General features: G+C 48.6%; 14 protein-coding genes. 4 read left to right on the forward strand and 10 right to left on the reverse strand.

The genetic code is table 11. The annotated features are described in order from the left end of the window. The first annotated feature begins 311 nt into the window (after positions 1–311). Positions 312–977, forward strand: coding sequence for a GntR family transcriptional regulator (locus D328_RS0103715; RefSeq protein WP_018883612.1), 666 nt, complete (start codon positions 312–314; stop codon positions 975–977). 7 nt (positions 978–984) lie between these two features. After that, entirely contained in the window at positions 985–1,968 is a 984-nt protein-coding gene (locus D328_RS0103720; RefSeq protein ID WP_018883613.1) for a DMT family transporter, read from the forward strand. Between the two features lie 97 nt (positions 1,969–2,065). Here the strand turns inward: D328_RS0103720 and D328_RS30130 are convergent, their stop codons facing one another. The 5 genes from D328_RS30130 to ade form a co-directional block, all read right to left on the reverse strand. Next, positions 2,066–2,536: a HEAT repeat domain-containing protein gene (locus tag D328_RS30130; protein WP_018883614.1), complete on the reverse strand. Its 471-nt coding sequence runs from the start codon at positions 2,534–2,536 to the stop codon at positions 2,066–2,068. Between the two features lie 44 nt (positions 2,537–2,580). Further along, positions 2,581–2,943, reverse strand: coding sequence for a DUF3139 domain-containing protein (locus D328_RS0103730; protein WP_018883615.1), 363 nt, complete (start codon positions 2,941–2,943; stop codon positions 2,581–2,583). Positions 2,944–3,545: 602 nt separating this feature from the next. Further along, complete coding sequence (locus D328_RS0103740; RefSeq protein ID WP_018883617.1) at positions 3,546–4,103, reverse strand: hypothetical protein; 558 nt, start codon at positions 4,101–4,103, stop codon at positions 3,546–3,548. 66 nt (positions 4,104–4,169) lie between these two features. Beyond that, positions 4,170–4,772 (reverse strand): hypothetical protein, encoded by a 603-nt coding sequence (locus D328_RS0103745; RefSeq protein ID WP_018883618.1) that lies wholly within the window; start codon positions 4,770–4,772, stop codon positions 4,170–4,172. Between the two features lie 520 nt (positions 4,773–5,292). Continuing rightward, positions 5,293–7,122: an adenine deaminase gene (gene ade, locus D328_RS0103750; protein ID WP_018883619.1), complete on the reverse strand. Its 1,830-nt coding sequence runs from the start codon at positions 7,120–7,122 to the stop codon at positions 5,293–5,295. 466 nt (positions 7,123–7,588) lie between these two features. On the opposite strand from ade, the gene D328_RS0103755 reads away from it, so the two are divergent. Then, the gene (locus tag D328_RS0103755) at positions 7,589–8,029 is read left to right on the forward strand and encodes an Imm63 family immunity protein (RefSeq protein ID WP_018883620.1); all 441 of its coding nucleotides are present in this window, start codon (positions 7,589–7,591) and stop codon (positions 8,027–8,029) included. 151 nt (positions 8,030–8,180) lie between these two features. Here D328_RS0103755 and helD read toward each other — a convergent pair whose 3' ends face one another. The 3 genes from helD to D328_RS0103770 all read right to left on the reverse strand — a co-directional run bounded on the left by helD (position 8,181) and on the right by D328_RS0103770 (position 12,807). Next, a complete protein-coding gene (gene helD / locus D328_RS0103760) occupies positions 8,181–10,559 on the reverse strand; it encodes an RNA polymerase recycling motor HelD (RefSeq protein WP_018883621.1) in 2,379 nt (792 codons plus the stop codon). A gap of 347 nt (positions 10,560–10,906) precedes the next feature. Beyond that, complete coding sequence (locus tag D328_RS0103765; RefSeq protein WP_018883622.1) at positions 10,907–11,671, reverse strand: exodeoxyribonuclease III; 765 nt, start codon at positions 11,669–11,671, stop codon at positions 10,907–10,909. Between the two features lie 77 nt (positions 11,672–11,748). Then, positions 11,749–12,807 (reverse strand): FUSC family protein, encoded by a 1,059-nt coding sequence (locus D328_RS0103770; RefSeq protein WP_018883623.1) that lies wholly within the window; start codon positions 12,805–12,807, stop codon positions 11,749–11,751. A gap of 361 nt (positions 12,808–13,168) precedes the next feature. On the opposite strand from D328_RS0103770, the gene D328_RS0103775 reads away from it, so the two are divergent. After that, a complete protein-coding gene (locus tag D328_RS0103775; RefSeq protein ID WP_081625208.1) occupies positions 13,169–14,578 on the forward strand; it encodes an MFS transporter in 1,410 nt (469 codons plus the stop codon). Here the strand turns inward: D328_RS0103775 and D328_RS0103780 are convergent. Both D328_RS0103780 and D328_RS0103785 read right to left on the reverse strand, forming a co-directional pair. After that, a complete protein-coding gene (locus D328_RS0103780; RefSeq protein ID WP_018883625.1) occupies positions 14,526–14,729 on the reverse strand; it encodes a YwbE family protein in 204 nt (67 codons plus the stop codon). The two genes, D328_RS0103775 and D328_RS0103780, sit on opposite strands and share 53 nt — an antisense overlap. A 77-nt stretch (positions 14,730–14,806) precedes the next feature. After that, positions 14,807–15,544 carry a DUF1361 domain-containing protein gene (locus tag D328_RS0103785; RefSeq protein WP_018883626.1) on the reverse strand — a complete coding sequence of 246 codons (738 nt, stop codon included), beginning with the start codon at positions 15,542–15,544 and terminating at the stop codon, positions 14,807–14,809. Positions 15,545–15,565: the final 21 nt, after the last annotated feature.

Below are 15,565 nucleotides of genomic sequence, written 5' to 3' on the forward strand. Positions count from 1 at the left end.
CGTAACTTGATAATTTGATGTAAGTAATGCTTGTCAATTCCCATAGAAGTATGTCGATTGATGTTATGGAAATTACTTTCATCATAATCGAAAAATGGAGAATGAATTACATTAAATTCAGGCCTTTTATCACGATATTAGGAAATTAGAACTATATCTTTTATATAAATTTTTACTTTTTTATTAAATAAATACCATTTATTCCGAACAAAATGACCTAGTTCTATGATGTTATATGTAGACGAAGAAATCGGTGAATGAGTTGCTGAGATTGCATTGCTGGTGAAACCGATATCTGATATATTGGTTTTATGGATAAACATATCATTAAGCCCATTCAACGCCTGTCGTTGCGTGATGAAGTCTATCACACGTTAAGAAGGTCCATCATTACACTGGAGCTACAGCCTGAAGAGCGGCTCAGTGACAAGGACTTAGCTGAGAAATTCGGAATTAGCCGCACCCCTGTCCGAGAAGCGCTCAAGAAGCTGGAGGATGAAGGTCTGGTGGGATCGCTTCCGGGGTCATCTACTTTTGTTGCTCCATTACATGTGAAGGAGGCTGAGCACGCTTTTACCGTGGTCGCTGTCTTACACGCTTTGGCGGCCAGACTTGCAGGTCCTCTATTAGAGCCCGCAGATATTCATGCTTTGGAGGACTGCAATGCCTCATTACAGCATGCCATTGAACAAGGTAATGCGATTCAGGCTGTAGAGGCAGATACGAGCTTTCACAAGGTCTTTCTGGATGTTGCAGCAAATCCTGAGATTATATTGGCACTGGAACGTAGCATACCCAAGATTCAGCGGTTGGAAATATCACAATTCAATACCTTGAATGGCCTACAATCGGTAGAGCAGCATCTTCAAATCATGGATGCATGCAGGCTTAAAGACTACGACCGCGTCGCTCGTCTCGTTGAAGACAATTGGCTGAGTCTCGGGAAGCTGCTGACTGAGCCATCCGAACTGAGGTGACGTGGATGTGAAGCCGATTGTTATTGGTATAGCTGCGTCTTTCTTTTTCGCCTTCACCTTTGTACTCAATTCATCCATGCAGCAGTCAGGTGGAAGCTGGGTATGGAGCGCTTCGTTGAGATATCTGTTTATGCTTCCACTTCTCCTGTGCCTGGTGCTGTTCAGACACAGACTTCGTCCTCTTTTAGCAGAAATGAAGAAAAATCCCGGTAGCTGGGTGCTATGGAGCACGATCGGCTTCGGCTTCTTCTACGCTCCCCTGTGCCTTGCTTCGGCCTATTCGCCAGGCTGGCTGATTGCGGGTACATGGCAGATGACAATTATATCTGGTACTTTGCTCGCACCGTTATTTGTCGAGACCATCCTCACCAGTAACGGCCCTGTTCAACACCGCGGGAAAATTCCGGTTAAAGGACTGGCCCTGTCTCTCGTAATTCTTCTGGGCATTGTTCTGATGCAGGTTGAGCACGCGCAAGGAATATCACCGAAAAGTCTCCTGCTAGGTGTCATTCCTGTGCTGCTCGCTTCTGTCGCCTATCCACTAGGCAATCGTAAAATGATGGAGCTCTGCGGGGGACGACTGGATACCACCCAGCGGGTACTCGGCATGACCATAGCCAGTCTACCCTTCTGGCTGCTACTCTCCTTGTATGGTCTTGCCACCTCAGGATTGCCCAGCAGGGAGCAGAGCCTTCAAGCGCTGCTGGTAGCTCTATTTTCCGGGGTAATTGCTACGGTTCTGTTCTTCAAAGCAACTGATCTGGTGCGGGGAGATCTTCGCAAACTAGCCTCCGTCGAAGCTACCCAATCTATGGAGGTGCTGTTTGCCTTGGCTGGTGAACTGTTGTTCCTGTCGCTTCCTCTTCCGTCTCCAGTAGCCTGGTTCGGTATGATGCTGGTGGTCATCGGTATGATTTTACATAGCTATGCATCACATCGAACGACGTCACCCCATGCACGTATCCAGAACACGAGGCCCATCGAGCGATAATATCAGAATTGTCCGATAGACCCAAACGAATGAACGCGCAGCGATGTCCTGTAGTCAGGGCTCACTGCGCGTCTTTGTTGTACAGCCATATATCGCTCTACTTCTGCTTCCTCCCCAATTCAATAAGTGCCTGTGTCGTTGCTGCCCGTACTGCTGGCTGTTCATGCTGCTCAAACCTGGTCACGATCGGAAGGTAAGCCGCATTAAAGGTAAGCCCTAGCGCGTAGATCGCATCTGGAAGTAGCTCAGGATCCATATCCATCAAATGCTCCGCCAGATAATCGAGTCTGTCAGAGGCGTATTCGCTCAGCAGCTGAAGAATATCCTCCTTCACAATCTGCACGTTGCAGCCGAATAGCTCCCGCTCCAGTAGCTGTATTAACTCCTCCTTGAAGGACAGCTCATAGCCAAAGTATGGATCAAGATATCGGTCCAGGCAAAAGAGCAGGCTTCGCTTCTCCACAGTATTGGCACCCTGCCAATACTCACGTATAGCCCGTAGCCCCTGCCGAACCAGCTCCATATGCTGCTCGGTATACGTTATGCTGCTAACCTGTTGATTGTCCAAGGTTCCTGCCCCTCTTATATGCCGATCTTGTACTCTCTTGCCTACTACTGTTGAACAACATGCTTCAATTCTGACTTATTCAGCGTAAGCCCCTTCTCCTGTGCTTCCTTTGTAAGGTGGTAGCTGAACTGCATCACTTCATTGTGGGCAAAGTATACGTATTCCACATGGGGTTCATCCTTGAAGACTACCGTTGCGAAAAATGGGGGTAATTTGATGCCCCAAATTCCTTTGACAGATGCAATGTCTTCACGTGTGTAATGCTCTTGTCCGATCAGATACTGGCTTACCCGATTGGCGTAAATGACTTTATTCACTTGTACATATACGACAGGTGTCAGTATAACGACTACAACAATCGTCCAGATTACAATCGCGACGACCGATCTAGGCTTGCGCTTGGACATTCTTATTCAATCCCCCCATAGCTGTTCAATGACTGGTGGATTATATTCCTGTGGGAACCATGCCACGGCTAACCATAATGTCAACAAGATGCAAGCTATCCAAAGCAAACCCTTTATGAACAAGTTCAATTTCCTGGTCACAAAAAGCGTTGTCACAATCAGAGCCGTATTCGTGAATAACATCGCGGGCAAATATATAATTCTACCAAGGCCAGTATAAGGGAACCTATTAATCAGTAGAGCGATGACCAGCATGGATGGTCCCCATGCAATCAGCATCTTGCTTAATGGATCGTTCACACCGATCAGCCCAGTAACACTGCACTGCGGTGCAAGGCCTAACTCTATCCGATTACATTGTCGACAGATATACGGATAGGGAATAATGATTGGAATGAAGCCAGGATTACGCCAATACCTACATCCCCGCTAAAAGCCCACCCTACTAAAATAACGTAACTGGAGAGAATAAGTCTGCTTAGGAAAGAATGGGCTTGCTTCAGCTCCGAGGTATCACATGTTGGACAAGTGTTCATCTGCGCCGATTTCCTTTTCTACAAATTGAGCTTATTAGATTGTGTGGCTGAGTGGCAGGGTCATGTCTAAGATATGGCATTCTCATCTCGAACAACCTGGAATGAAAGCTTGGAGACTCTAAAATACCCTAGTATTTGGGACAAATTCTCTCTACTCTTTCCATAATCAATCACTGTAGTTCGAAGTGCGGGTCTGCTGTCAATTTCAATTCTCCACCGTTGCTCATCCACCGACTCCATTTGAAAGGATACGACCTCTCCCCAGGTGAGCCAATTTACGCCAGTTGTTGCGACAATCATACCTCTGGCCAGGTTATGCTCCTTGAGCTTGGTACGAGTGAGCATACGTAATGAAGATGTACAGGTCTCGAAGATCTCCTGCTTCGTTCCTTCAACTTCGAGCTCGATGGTATTTCGGACTTGGATCTTCCCCTTCTCATAGCCCAACCGCTTCAGGTTAATCCACTGGATCAGTGAGGCAATCCCTGTCATGAATAGCCCGAATACCACGCCAAAGATCAGTGAGGATACAAGCCATGAGTCGCTGTATACTCTCATGAACAATCCCATACACAGTCCATAGGGGACCCCTGTAGCAAAAAACAAAATAAGCTTCTGCTTCATCGCTGCTCCCTTCCTCTCTGTAATACATTTGCCTTTATGGCTAACTAAATATTTAACACGCTAACCTTACATCGAATCAATCCATGCTGCGAATTCCCTTACACTACCCACAGGGTTAATGGCCGTATTCATCTCAGCGATCTCGTCATTATATTCCAACTCATGAATGAGCAATGGGACGATACGACCGAACACACGTTGTACGTCTCCTCGATCGTGCAGCCTTTGAATGACACCCTTCACCAGCTCAAAGAAATTCGCTACAATCTGGTTACCCAGCTCCATAGCCCGGTTAAAATCTGCTGCTTCCAATTCATCCGAATAGTATGATGGCAGAGACTTAACCCATTGATCTCTCAACAGTAGCGTCTCGGATGCCTCATCGTCGTAGCTATCGCCAATGACAATCTCCTCATTTTGCAGCCAAAATGCATAATTCCATCTGGCTTCAGCGGGGCCCGATGCATCGGACAGGCTATTATGTACCTGAGAATCTGTGTTATAGCCGAACACCAGCCGCGGCTGTCTAGGATCATCATCCTCACATTCAATGTAGAACGATAACACATACATATCGTCCAAGAGCTGCTGCTCCCAAGTCTCCATTTGCTTTTGAATCATTTGATATATCGTATCTTCTAGGCTATTCGTTTCTTCCAGGCTATTCATGCTCATGCCCCCAATAATATTTAATGTGATGAATTAGTTGCTTGACCAGATCAACTATAATGTAGAGCCGCTGCAAGCGGGGAGCCTGTTGACCGCTGTTAAGCTTGTTATTCTTCGATCTATACTGAATAGCTGTTGAACAGCAAGCTGAAATCATATTCGTTCAAGATAAAAGTTAACCTATGTAATTATTACTCTACTTAATAGACATACCATGTAGCACTCACGAGCTATTGGGCCCCGTACCATCCGAATATAGCATTCAACCTCATATCACTAGCTAATCCTTGTTCATGATAACCTAAAATGTGGAATTTGCGAAGTACTTGTAGTTCTTTCATTCCAATGGCCACCCAAAAAGAAGGCACCCTTCTCTTTGGAGATCCGGGTGTCCTTCTCAGTAACTACACTACGTGCTCTAACTTATATTACATACTTCAGCCTAGACTACATAGTCAATCGTATGACTCCCCATACGCTCTTACATGCCGTCCCTAGACTAATACTCGTTTGCAGCTACTCAGCTCTCCAGCTCATGTCCAATGAACATGGACACCTTGCGGATACCGTCGACACCGATGACAACGAGCCCTTGATCAGACAGGCGAATCTCGGGAATCACGACCAAAGCGAGCAACGACAGGGTCATAAATGCATTATTAAGCTTACAGCCTGCCTGCTGCAGTGCAAGACTGATACTCTCCGATTGATGAGCCACCTCGGCAAATGGGGCATCGGACATCAGACCTGCAATCGGCAGCGGGAATATTGTAGCATCTTCATTCGTACACACTACTGCTCCACCTTGCAGCTCAATGACTTGATTTGCGGCCTTGGCCATCAGTTCATCATCATTTCCGATCACGAGCAGGTTATGGCTATCATGCGCCACGGTCATGGCAATTGCGGCTGGAATCGTAAAACCAACACCCGTCACCAACGCTACCGAGCCTGCGCCCGTCCCCTTATGTCGTTCGAATACTGCAATCTTGCACAGATCGCTGGTCAGATCAGCGGTGACCACACCATTACTCACAGCGACCTTGCGTTGCACTTCCTTCGTCTCTACGTGATTCTCCGTCACCTGGATGACACGCACCTCCGCTGCTCCATCCGGGCACGGGGCTTGAATGGTGAAGCGGTCCGGGGTGAACTCCGCCTTCAGCCGCACAGTGTTCTTCACCTCGTCAGGATAGCGGAAGCTGTCCCAGTCTGCGATCATATGACCATGCTCGGCTACCAGCTGACCAGCAGCAATCGTGGCGCTCACTTGTACATCAGCCAATCGACCGTCCAGCAAAATAATATCTGCAATCGAACCTGGTGTCACCGACCCGATATCCCGAGCAACCCCGAAGCGCTCAGCCGTATTAAGCGTAGCCATCTGGAATGCTGTAATAGGCTTCACTCCTTGCGCAATGGCATGACGCACGACATAATCCATCTGCCCTTCGTGCAAGAGCGATTCCGCGCTGCGATCATCCGTTACCAGCATCATGCGCCGTGTATCCAGCCCCATCTCCGTACAGGCACGGATCGTCTCGGCAACATCATGCCAGGCTGACCCCTGTCTCATCTTGGCGTACATACCAAGTCGAATGCGCTCGGCTACATCCTCAGGCGTGACGCATTCATGATCCCCCGAGACACCACTTGCTGCATATACCGGAAGCCGCCAATCATCCGAAGCCCATGTGAAATGTCCATCTGCAACCTTGCCTGCACGTAATGTCGCTTGAATTTCGCCGATCATCGTCTCGTCCCCATACACGACACCCGGGAAATTCATCACCTCACCAAGACCGATCATATCCGGTCCCCATGTCAGTGCTTCTGCTACCTCCTCAGGACCGAAGGCAGCCCCTGAAGTCTCAAGCTCCGCACTCGTCGAAGGTACACATGAGGCTACCTGCATGTAGGCTGCCATAGGCGTGGTCCGCGCATCCTCCAGCATAAGCCGCAGTCCTGGCAGTCCCAATACATTGGAAATCTCGTGTGCATCGAAGAAGCCACCTGTAACTCCTAGCGGTAGCACCGCTTTGGCGAACTCTGTAACGGTGAGCTGAGTGCTCTCAATATGACAGTGCCCATCCAGCAATCCTGGGGCAATATAACGACCATTCGCTTCAATAATTACAGTCTCCGTACCGATCGTATGCTCTACATTGGCACCTACATAGGCAATTCGACTGCCCTGAATAGCGACCGACATATTCGGAATGATCTCGCCAGAGGTCACATTTACGAGCGTTCCACTCCGAATGACCAGAGATGCAGGCTTATCCCCTCTGGCTGTAGCCACCAGCTCCGGTACACAATCCGCAAGTGGCGGACGTTGAAATTGATTCATTACACATGACCTCCATAAGCAATAATACAAGCTATTCCATTCGACCCGTAGAATCAACCTGCAAAAATATATGTTTCGTATTATAATCCTGTGGCATGGATATGTAAATCATCTTTATCTCGACTGTTCGATCCACCAAAAAAGGCGTACAAAACTGTGCATTCACCGAATACGCTGTCATTTGTGCGATATATTAGCTTACACTTTATCTATGCAAATTATATTAGCTCATGTACGTGATGAGTTATTGAGTTAGGAATGATAAGGTTATATCAGGATGATGTCCATACGTTATCCGTGCATGTCCATATAATGTCTGTGCAGTGTCCATACAATGTCTGTGCAATGTCCACACAGTGTCCGTGCAATGTCCATACAGTGTCTGTGCAATGTCCACACAGTGTCCGTGCAATGTCCATACAGTGTCTGTGCAATGACCGCCCTACAACGGAAAGGAGACTATCTCATGTCCCTCTATAACACACAACAATTGATTGATCAGATTATGACCCATCTCCACGGCACCACTCTGCCTCAAGACAACCTCTACAAGATGGTAGAGGCTTTATTCGACGAGAAGCATTATCCTGATCTCGTACCGCACATTATCGTTGAGCCCACTTGCTACCGACTGCAATTACATGAGCGTGGGATCCTCATTCAGGAGCGGCGCACCATTCAGGCGGAGGATGCCATCTATCTGGTGCTGGAGCAGGTCATTCACGATTCGGCATATGTGATGCTTCTTAAGAAATACAGTAAGGATAATATCACAGCACACCTGAAGCATACTCCAGACATCATTAATGAACTGATGAGCATTATTCATCAGGCCTTTGAGAAAATAGGAGGTATTTTCGACGAATGGCATCTGTCTGGCAGATTTAAAGAGCTTCTAAATGAATAGCTTTTAAAATAAATAAGAGGAGCGGAATATCCGCTCCTCCCTTATCACATTGATTTCACTGATTTCACCACACGCTGCAAGACACTCATGTCCTTGGCTACCTGTTAACTTAGATCTGCTGTATAGCCATCAGCCGCGCCTTAGGTGTCAGTTACACATTCACATTCGCTTGCTCATAGGTACTAGCAGCCTGCTCGGTGATGAAGCGGCTCGGATCACCGAGCGAATACAAGTGTAGTGAATGCATAGCTCGGGTACAAGCGGTGTAAAAGAGCTTACGCTCATGCTCATGTGTGTACTGCTCCTCGGAAGCATTGTAGATGAGCACCCCATCGAACTCCACGCCCTTGGCAAGATAGGCGGGTATGACATGAATGCCCTTCTCAAAGGCTGGTGTAGTCTTCTTGATCAGCTTCGGCTTGGCATCCACATGTCTTGCTGTCAGCTCTTGCTCCAGTCTTTGGTATACAGACAAGCTTTCCTCCGCTGTCTTGCAGATCACAGCAATCGACTCATAGCCTTCCTGCAGAAGCTGCTGGATATCGGAGACGATCGCTGCATCATGCTCCATCTGATCTCCAGTCATGTACACCCTTGGCTTATCCCCGCTTCGGTTGAACGGTACGATCTGGTCGCCGCCCGGAACCATTCCCCTCGTAAATTCAATAATCTCCTGCGTCGATCGGTAGCTGCGAGTTAACGAGATCAGCTCGGTCTGCTCCGGTCCGTACAGAGTACTTAGAGGACCCGCATCCTGCAGCACCGAGGAATGTGCATAGATCGCTTGATTAAAATCACCGAGCGCTGTCATCTTGGCCCGTGGAAACAGCTGCTTGATGAAGGCTAGCTGGAACGCGGAATAATCCTGTGCCTCATCTATGAAGACATGATGAATATCGCTATTGGAGCGGAAGCCCAGCATAATCTCATGAAGGTAGAGGTAAGGTGTGGCATCCTCATAGGCCAGCTCTCCCTTGCCGATACGATCGAGTGTAATTCGGCAGATATCCTGCCATTCTAGAGGCAATCCATCTCCGTCTGCCAGCTCACGATAGAGTTCCTCATTCGTGAATAGCTCACTATATAGCTTCTTGATGTCCACGAACCGTAGCGTCTTGATCCACTTGCGAAGCGGCTTCAGACGATTGCTGACCACCATTTTGGCCAGAATGTCACGCTCCATGTCGAAATCATCAAAGCTTCCTGCCAGATTTCCTTTCTTTTTGCGACGAAGGCGATTATACGCACGCTGATATTCTTCCTTATCCAGCAGCTCGATCTGATCATCGACCCATGAAGCCGACAACTCCTCCTTGCCAAATCGCGATAGCTCCTTCAGCATCCACTCCCGCAGCTGCTCCAGCCGATTAGCCAGACGGACCGATGGATCGAAGCTATAGAATTGGTGATGAATCATCTCTGATGAGATGATCTCCCGTCCCTGGAAGCGAACAGGCTTGAAGATCATCCCTTGCTTCTCCAGTCTACTTCGATAGGCACGAATGACCTGAAGGAATCTCTCAGAGGATTTGTACTGCATGCTAGCAATTCGGGCCTTATAATCAGGTGTCTCTGGGGCAGAGAGCACATATTCGAGCTGCTCAAATGGGTCCTCCAGTTGGAACTCCCTGCCTAGTCGCCGTTCCAGATATTCCTGGAAGGTGGCCTGCTGCATGTTTTCTTCGCCGAGCTCCGGCAAGACTGTGGACACGTAGCTGTTGAACATCGGATTCGGCGAGAACAGCACGACCTGATCCGCGCTTAACCGCTCCCTGTATTTGTACAAGAGGTATGCCACCCGCTGGAGCGCAGCAGACGTTTTCCCGCTACCAGCAGCACCCTGCACGATCAGCAGCCGTGTTCGATCATCCCGAATAATACGGTTCTGTTCCTTTTGAATCGTGGCAACAATGCTCTTCATCTGAGCATCTGAGCTACGGCTCAGTACCGCCTGCAGCAGCTCATCTCCAATCGTGACCCCCGTATCAAACATGAACTTGATATCACCATCTCGAATAACGAACTGCCGTTTGAGCGTTATTTCCCCGGAAATGTTACCGGAAGGTGTCTTGTACTCCGCTGGGCCTGGCATACTGTCATAATAAAGATTTGAGATTGGTGCACGCCAGTCGTAAATCAGGAAGCTCAGCTCATCCTCGTCGAGCAAGGAGGCGATGCCCAGATATATTTTATCTGCCTTCTGCCCCTCCTCTGCAAAGTCAATGCGCCCGAAATACGGGCTCTGCTCTAGCTTGCGAAGCCTGCCTAACGTCTCGAAGGATAGCTTATGCCGATGCTCACGCTCAGCCAGTACCTGTGATTGCTGACGCATACTGGTCGAGGTCTCCCCTACATCATCAGACTCGGACAGGTTGATCGTTACTTCATCCCAGAATTCCTTCCGCATCGTAATAACATCTCCGCGCACGTCCCCAGTTTCGGCTTCCAGCTTACGGATCTGCTTGTGAATGAGTAAAGTGACGGAATCGACTCGTTCCTGTTCTGTTTTCCACTCTTGTTCGGCACTCATCTATGAATCTCCCCCTTATTTTGTGTTCAGCGCACTGCTGCAATAACCAGCGTTACTGGCAAAGGCAGCAATCCTTGTGAAGGTGCGAATGAATTACCACTCGTAATGAAGCTTTTATGACTGTGAAAATCAGGGATTGTTCTAATATTGAAAATGTAGTATAATAATATTATCTAAGTAAACTTTCGAATTTTATAGGGAAGCTATATTGTTTACTTAACCACATTGAATCAGGAATATGGCTCTTTCTGGAATGAACAGAGCATTCATCATTGTAGCATTTTAAGCCACCATGTTCAAATTGAACAGGTGGCTTTTTTAGTTATCCTGTGGTCAGAAGTGCTTGCTCAATGTGTCGGCAACTGTAGCTGCAAGCTGACAGGACAGTGATCACTGCCCAGGACATGACAGTCAATCTGCGCCTCCTGTATAGCCTTCTCCAGCTTCTTCGATACGAGGAAATAGTCGATGCGCCAGCCAACATTGCGTTCACGAACCTTCGGCATGTAGGACCACCAGCTGTAGACGTCTGTACGATCCGGATACAGATGGCGGTAGCTGTCCAGATATCCGGCGGCAAGCAGCTCTGTCATCTTGCTCCGTTCCTCCAGTGTGAACCCGGAGTTACCCATGTTGGGCTTGGGATTCTTCAAATCCATCTCCTGGTGAGCCACATTCAGGTCCCCGCAAATAATAACCGGCTTCAACTGCTCCAACCCTAATACGTAGGCTAGAAAGCGATCCTCCCACTCCAGTCGGTAAGGCAGACGTGTAAGATCACGTTTGGCATTAGGCGTATAGACGTTTATTAGGTAAAATGCCCCGAATTCCAGTGTAATCATTCGTCCCTCCGGCTCGCTGTCTTCCTCCATGCCATAACGAACACTCAGCGGCTTCATCCGAGTGAATATGGCCGTACCCGAATAGCCCTTCTTAAGCGCATAGTTCCAATATTGATAGACATCCTCTCCGAGGTTCAGTTCAATCTGGCCTGCCTGCAGCTTCGTCTCCTGCACGCAGAATATATCTGCTTGCATTTCTTGATAATAATCCATGAATCCTTTATTTACACAGGCTCGCAAGCCATTGACATTCCATGATATCAGCTTCATGCTCTCTCCACCTCTCACTCACATCACAACAATAAAGCACGGGCTTCATGACCCATAACAGGCAAGCGGAGTACTCTCTATCTCCGCAGCCATGTCACGGTATTGCGCCCCTGCTTCAGATCCCGGCGATGAATCCGGTCAGCCAGTCGGTTCATCCGTTCCAGCTGATGTCCGTAATCGTACATGCTTGCTGCAACTACTGCTAGCCTCAGCATGCCATTATCGTCCTTCTGCTCGAAGCCCTCGATCGCCTTGTTCATGAAGTCTTCATTCATTCTCTCAAAGTTACGAGATTCCTCTTCATTAGGCTTCAGCTTGTCCTCGAATTTGAGCAGCCCATGCTCATGGAACTTGATCTGCCGCTCCAGATGCTCATCGAAGAAGCGATCCGCTCCTTCGGGACGCTCCGCCTGAAAATAATGGCGCTCAATCGCATTCAGCACCTCATAGCCCTTTTCCAGCCCCAATAGCATTTGCTTATACACGACCAGTTGACGGCTCTTGCTGTAGCGCGCACGCTTTAGCTTCTTCTGCTCTTCCTCGAACAGATTATACTTATCGGATAGAGACTTAATCGCTGCCCCCAGACTGCTCTTCTCGTCTCTGAATACCGTCTCCTTCATCTCATCCGATATCGCCGTACGCAGCAAGAGTGACATCTGCGAGAACACACTATGTATCTGACTCAGAAATTGCTTCCTTGGCTTGGGAGGAAAGACCGTAATATTAATAATGAATGCCGACACAATACCGATCAAGGTCAACACAAAGCGCGTAATAGCGAACTGCCAATCGTCACTCGCCTCCATGACAGATACGACCGTAACCAGCGTCAGACCGATTGTCTCTCCCATCTTCAGCTTCAGACAGATCATAATAACCAGACTGCATACTAATCCGACTGCGATGGGCTGGTTCGAGATGAACATTCCACCGAGAAGTGCCATCCCTGCCCCGAGCGTCGTCGTCTGTACCTGATCGAGAAAATACCGCCATGACCTGTAGATCGAAGGCTGCATGGCAAAAATAGCAGCAATGGCAGCACCTACGGGCGATTGGGCATCAATCAGCATGCTCAAATACAGAGCCAATGTGACTGCTATACCAGTCTTTAACACCCTTGCTCCAAATGCCAAGCTAATCCCTCCTGTGACGCAAATACAATGCTGGCACAATTCGCTCATCCGCGAATATACCTTATATTTGCCCAATACCTTATGATTTCAATGAAAAATATGAATGTAGTCATGCCGATCTACTATATAGAATTCAGCGACTATTGTCTAGAAGTATTATACCCCATACGATGAGGTATGAAATGATGTATAAAACAAGCTTACATGACCTGCTACAGCATTATACCTCAACATGACGATACTCTGCCAATACGCTTGATTACGATCTGTTCACATCCACCAAGAACCACGAATTCACAAAGGAATATAGGCAGTGGATCTGTTGCACGCAGCAAGAACCTGTTAGAATAACAAGATTGGCATGGGATACATTGAGTTCCTGACCGGTATAGAGTCAGGTTACATAAGGATCGGGGGATTACCGCTCGTGGAAGGCTTCATACAACGGCTGCAGCAATGGCCACGCAATGTGCGATTGTTCTTTATAGCGAACATGCTTTACCAGATTGGTGGAGGAATGTTCTCTGTTCTATATAATCTCTATATTCAAGGACTAGGCTATTCGGAGACTATGAATGGACGAATCATCAGTGTACAGTCACTGGTGACCGCAATCATGTTCATTCCCGTCGGCCTTCTGGGCGACCGGCTAAGCCGCAAAACACTGCTGATCCTAGGCGCGTGCTGTAGCGGACTTTTATTCGTCGGGCGCTCCTTCTGGGCAGAGGGCTCAGGCATGCTTCTGCTGGCTGGCGTGTCAGGATTATTCGCCGCCTTCGTGCAGGTGCTGGCCATCCCCTTTTTGGCGGAAAGTGTAAGCAAATCCGAACGACTGCGCGTCTTCAGCCTATACTCTTCGATTGTGCTCGCATCACAGATTATCGGGAGTCTGGGTGGTGGGGTATTTGCAGACGGACTGCAATGGGCTGGACTGAATCACATTACTAGCCTTCAACTGGTGCTATGTGTAGGTGGGATTGCAACTCTGCTGTCTTTCATTCCTCTGCTTTATATGTCCGAGGCCCCTAGCAGGGGCAAGATCGTCCAGGCAGCTGCAGCGACAGAGCAAGCCGTGAATACTGTCCGTGCGCCGCAGGAGCAGGGAGAAGCCTCTTCAGCTCCCACGACCCAGACAGTACAGCTACAGCGCAGAGATCAGAATGCGGACGGCTCGAACGATAGGAGGATTATCAGCCAGTTCGTACTGACTCAGCTCCTGATCGGATTCGGGTCTGGACTCGTCATTCCGTATTTGAACCTGTATTTTACGAACCGCTTCAATGCCTCACTCAGCGGTATGAGCCTGCTGATCGCTCTGGGACAAGTCATGACCATCGTCTCCATGCTAATCGGTCCATATCTGGCGGCAAGGCTAGGCTCAGTGAAGGCAGTCGTTTGTTTTCAGGTATTATCGTTGCCTTTCCTGCTCATTACAGGCTTTACGAACCTGCTGTGGGTAGCTTCGATTAGCTTCCTGTTCAGACAAGCACTGATGAATGCAGCTAATCCCATTCACTCCTCGGTCCTGATCGACCGGGTATCCGATCGCAGACGTGGAATTGCCAATTCCATGATGCAGACAGCATTTATGATCGGATGGGCCACCATGGGCCCTGTTCAATCCTATTTGATTACGACGTACGGCACCTACTGGGGCTATGCTATCACCTTTAGCATCACCGGAGTTCTGTATAGCGTATCCTCACTTCTGTATTACTTTATGTTCCGGGAGTCCCGATCTGCTTCACCCGTCCGACCTGGCCACTCGTAAGCCGTACCTTGATTCCATGGGGATGCTGCGCCGAGTTGGTCAGGATGTCCTTGACGATCCCCCGTGTCAGCTTGCCGGTGGCCTGATCCTGCTTCAATACAATGGCCACCTCTAGACCCGGTCTGATGCTTGCTCTGTTCTGTCCATTCATGATTGGTCCTCCTGCAATTATTCTTCTTATTTTAATATAAATTAAACCAAACACTTCTTCACAAGCTTGCTACGCGGTCACAAATCTAATGAACGATGCTCCGTGGCCCGGCCACTATGGGATATCGCCCAAATGAACATATAGCATGTCACCAGGAACATGAAAAACATCCCTGCACCACTCATAAAATGATTGGCTGCCTCTGCATCTGCCAAGAGACTGCTGATCTGTTGGTAGAGAAGCAGAGGGTCCATGACCATATCCCACGTGTTCGCGCGCAGAAATCTTCCTAAATAAATCCCAACAGACGTCAGACCCAGCACAATGAAGGTGAACGTCCAACTGAGCAGCACTCCATAGCTATGACGGACAAGCTGCCGTACCGATTCCAGCGAGAAGTAGCCGAGCATGATTCCACAGAAGCCCACTAACATCATGGGCAGCAGATGGCTCCAGAATGTAATCTGCATCCAGAAGCGCCCTTCCGCTACCCAAGGCTGCCTCACTACATGCAGCATATCCGTAATTAGATAAGGGGTATTAGGGTAAAAAAACAGCCAGATGGCTCCGGCAAGCGACAGATACACCGTACGCAGCAGCCCTTTACGAGAGGCATAGCCTACATCCAGCAATACAGCGAAGATGACCGGAATCAATGCCAGCAACATATTCCATGATACGAAGCGATATGCAGGTGCCCCGGAGGGAAGCTGCACCCGAATCGCCCACACCGTGCTCACCACTGCTACTAAGATGATGACCAGTAGGGCACTCAGCTTTCGGGGGTAATTCATAGCTCTCAATTTTGCGTACATAGCTCCTCCTCTAACCTTTGC

Origin of the sequence: Paenibacillus massiliensis 2301065 = DSM 16942, assembly GCF_000377505.1 — a bacterium.
Classification (GTDB): Bacteria; Bacillota; Bacilli; order Paenibacillales; family Paenibacillaceae; genus Paenibacillus; species Paenibacillus massiliensis.

Coding starts and splice junctions, on each gene's coding strand:
- D328_RS0103715 (WP_018883612.1), top strand. CDS start 312: ATGGATAAACATATCATTAAGCCCATTCAACGCCTGTCGTTGCGTGAT.
- D328_RS0103730 (WP_018883615.1), bottom strand. CDS start 2,943: ATGTCCAAGCGCAAGCCTAGATCGGTCGTCGCGATTGTAATCTGGACG.
- D328_RS0103740 (WP_018883617.1), bottom strand. CDS start 4,103: ATGAAGCAGAAGCTTATTTTGTTTTTTGCTACAGGGGTCCCCTATGGA.
- D328_RS0103745 (WP_018883618.1), bottom strand. CDS start 4,772: ATGAATAGCCTGGAAGAAACGAATAGCCTAGAAGATACGATATATCAA.
- ade (WP_018883619.1), bottom strand. CDS start 7,122: ATGAATCAATTTCAACGTCCGCCACTTGCGGATTGTGTACCGGAGCTG.
- D328_RS0103755 (WP_018883620.1), top strand. CDS start 7,589: ATGTCCCTCTATAACACACAACAATTGATTGATCAGATTATGACCCAT.
- helD (WP_018883621.1), bottom strand. CDS start 10,559: ATGAGTGCCGAACAAGAGTGGAAAACAGAACAGGAACGAGTCGATTCC.
- D328_RS0103765 (WP_018883622.1), bottom strand. CDS start 11,671: ATGAAGCTGATATCATGGAATGTCAATGGCTTGCGAGCCTGTGTAAAT.
- D328_RS0103775 (WP_081625208.1), top strand. CDS start 13,169: ATGGGATACATTGAGTTCCTGACCGGTATAGAGTCAGGTTACATAAGG.
- D328_RS0103780 (WP_018883625.1), bottom strand. CDS start 14,729: ATGAATGGACAGAACAGAGCAAGCATCAGACCGGGTCTAGAGGTGGCC.
- D328_RS0103785 (WP_018883626.1), bottom strand. CDS start 15,544: ATGTACGCAAAATTGAGAGCTATGAATTACCCCCGAAAGCTGAGTGCC.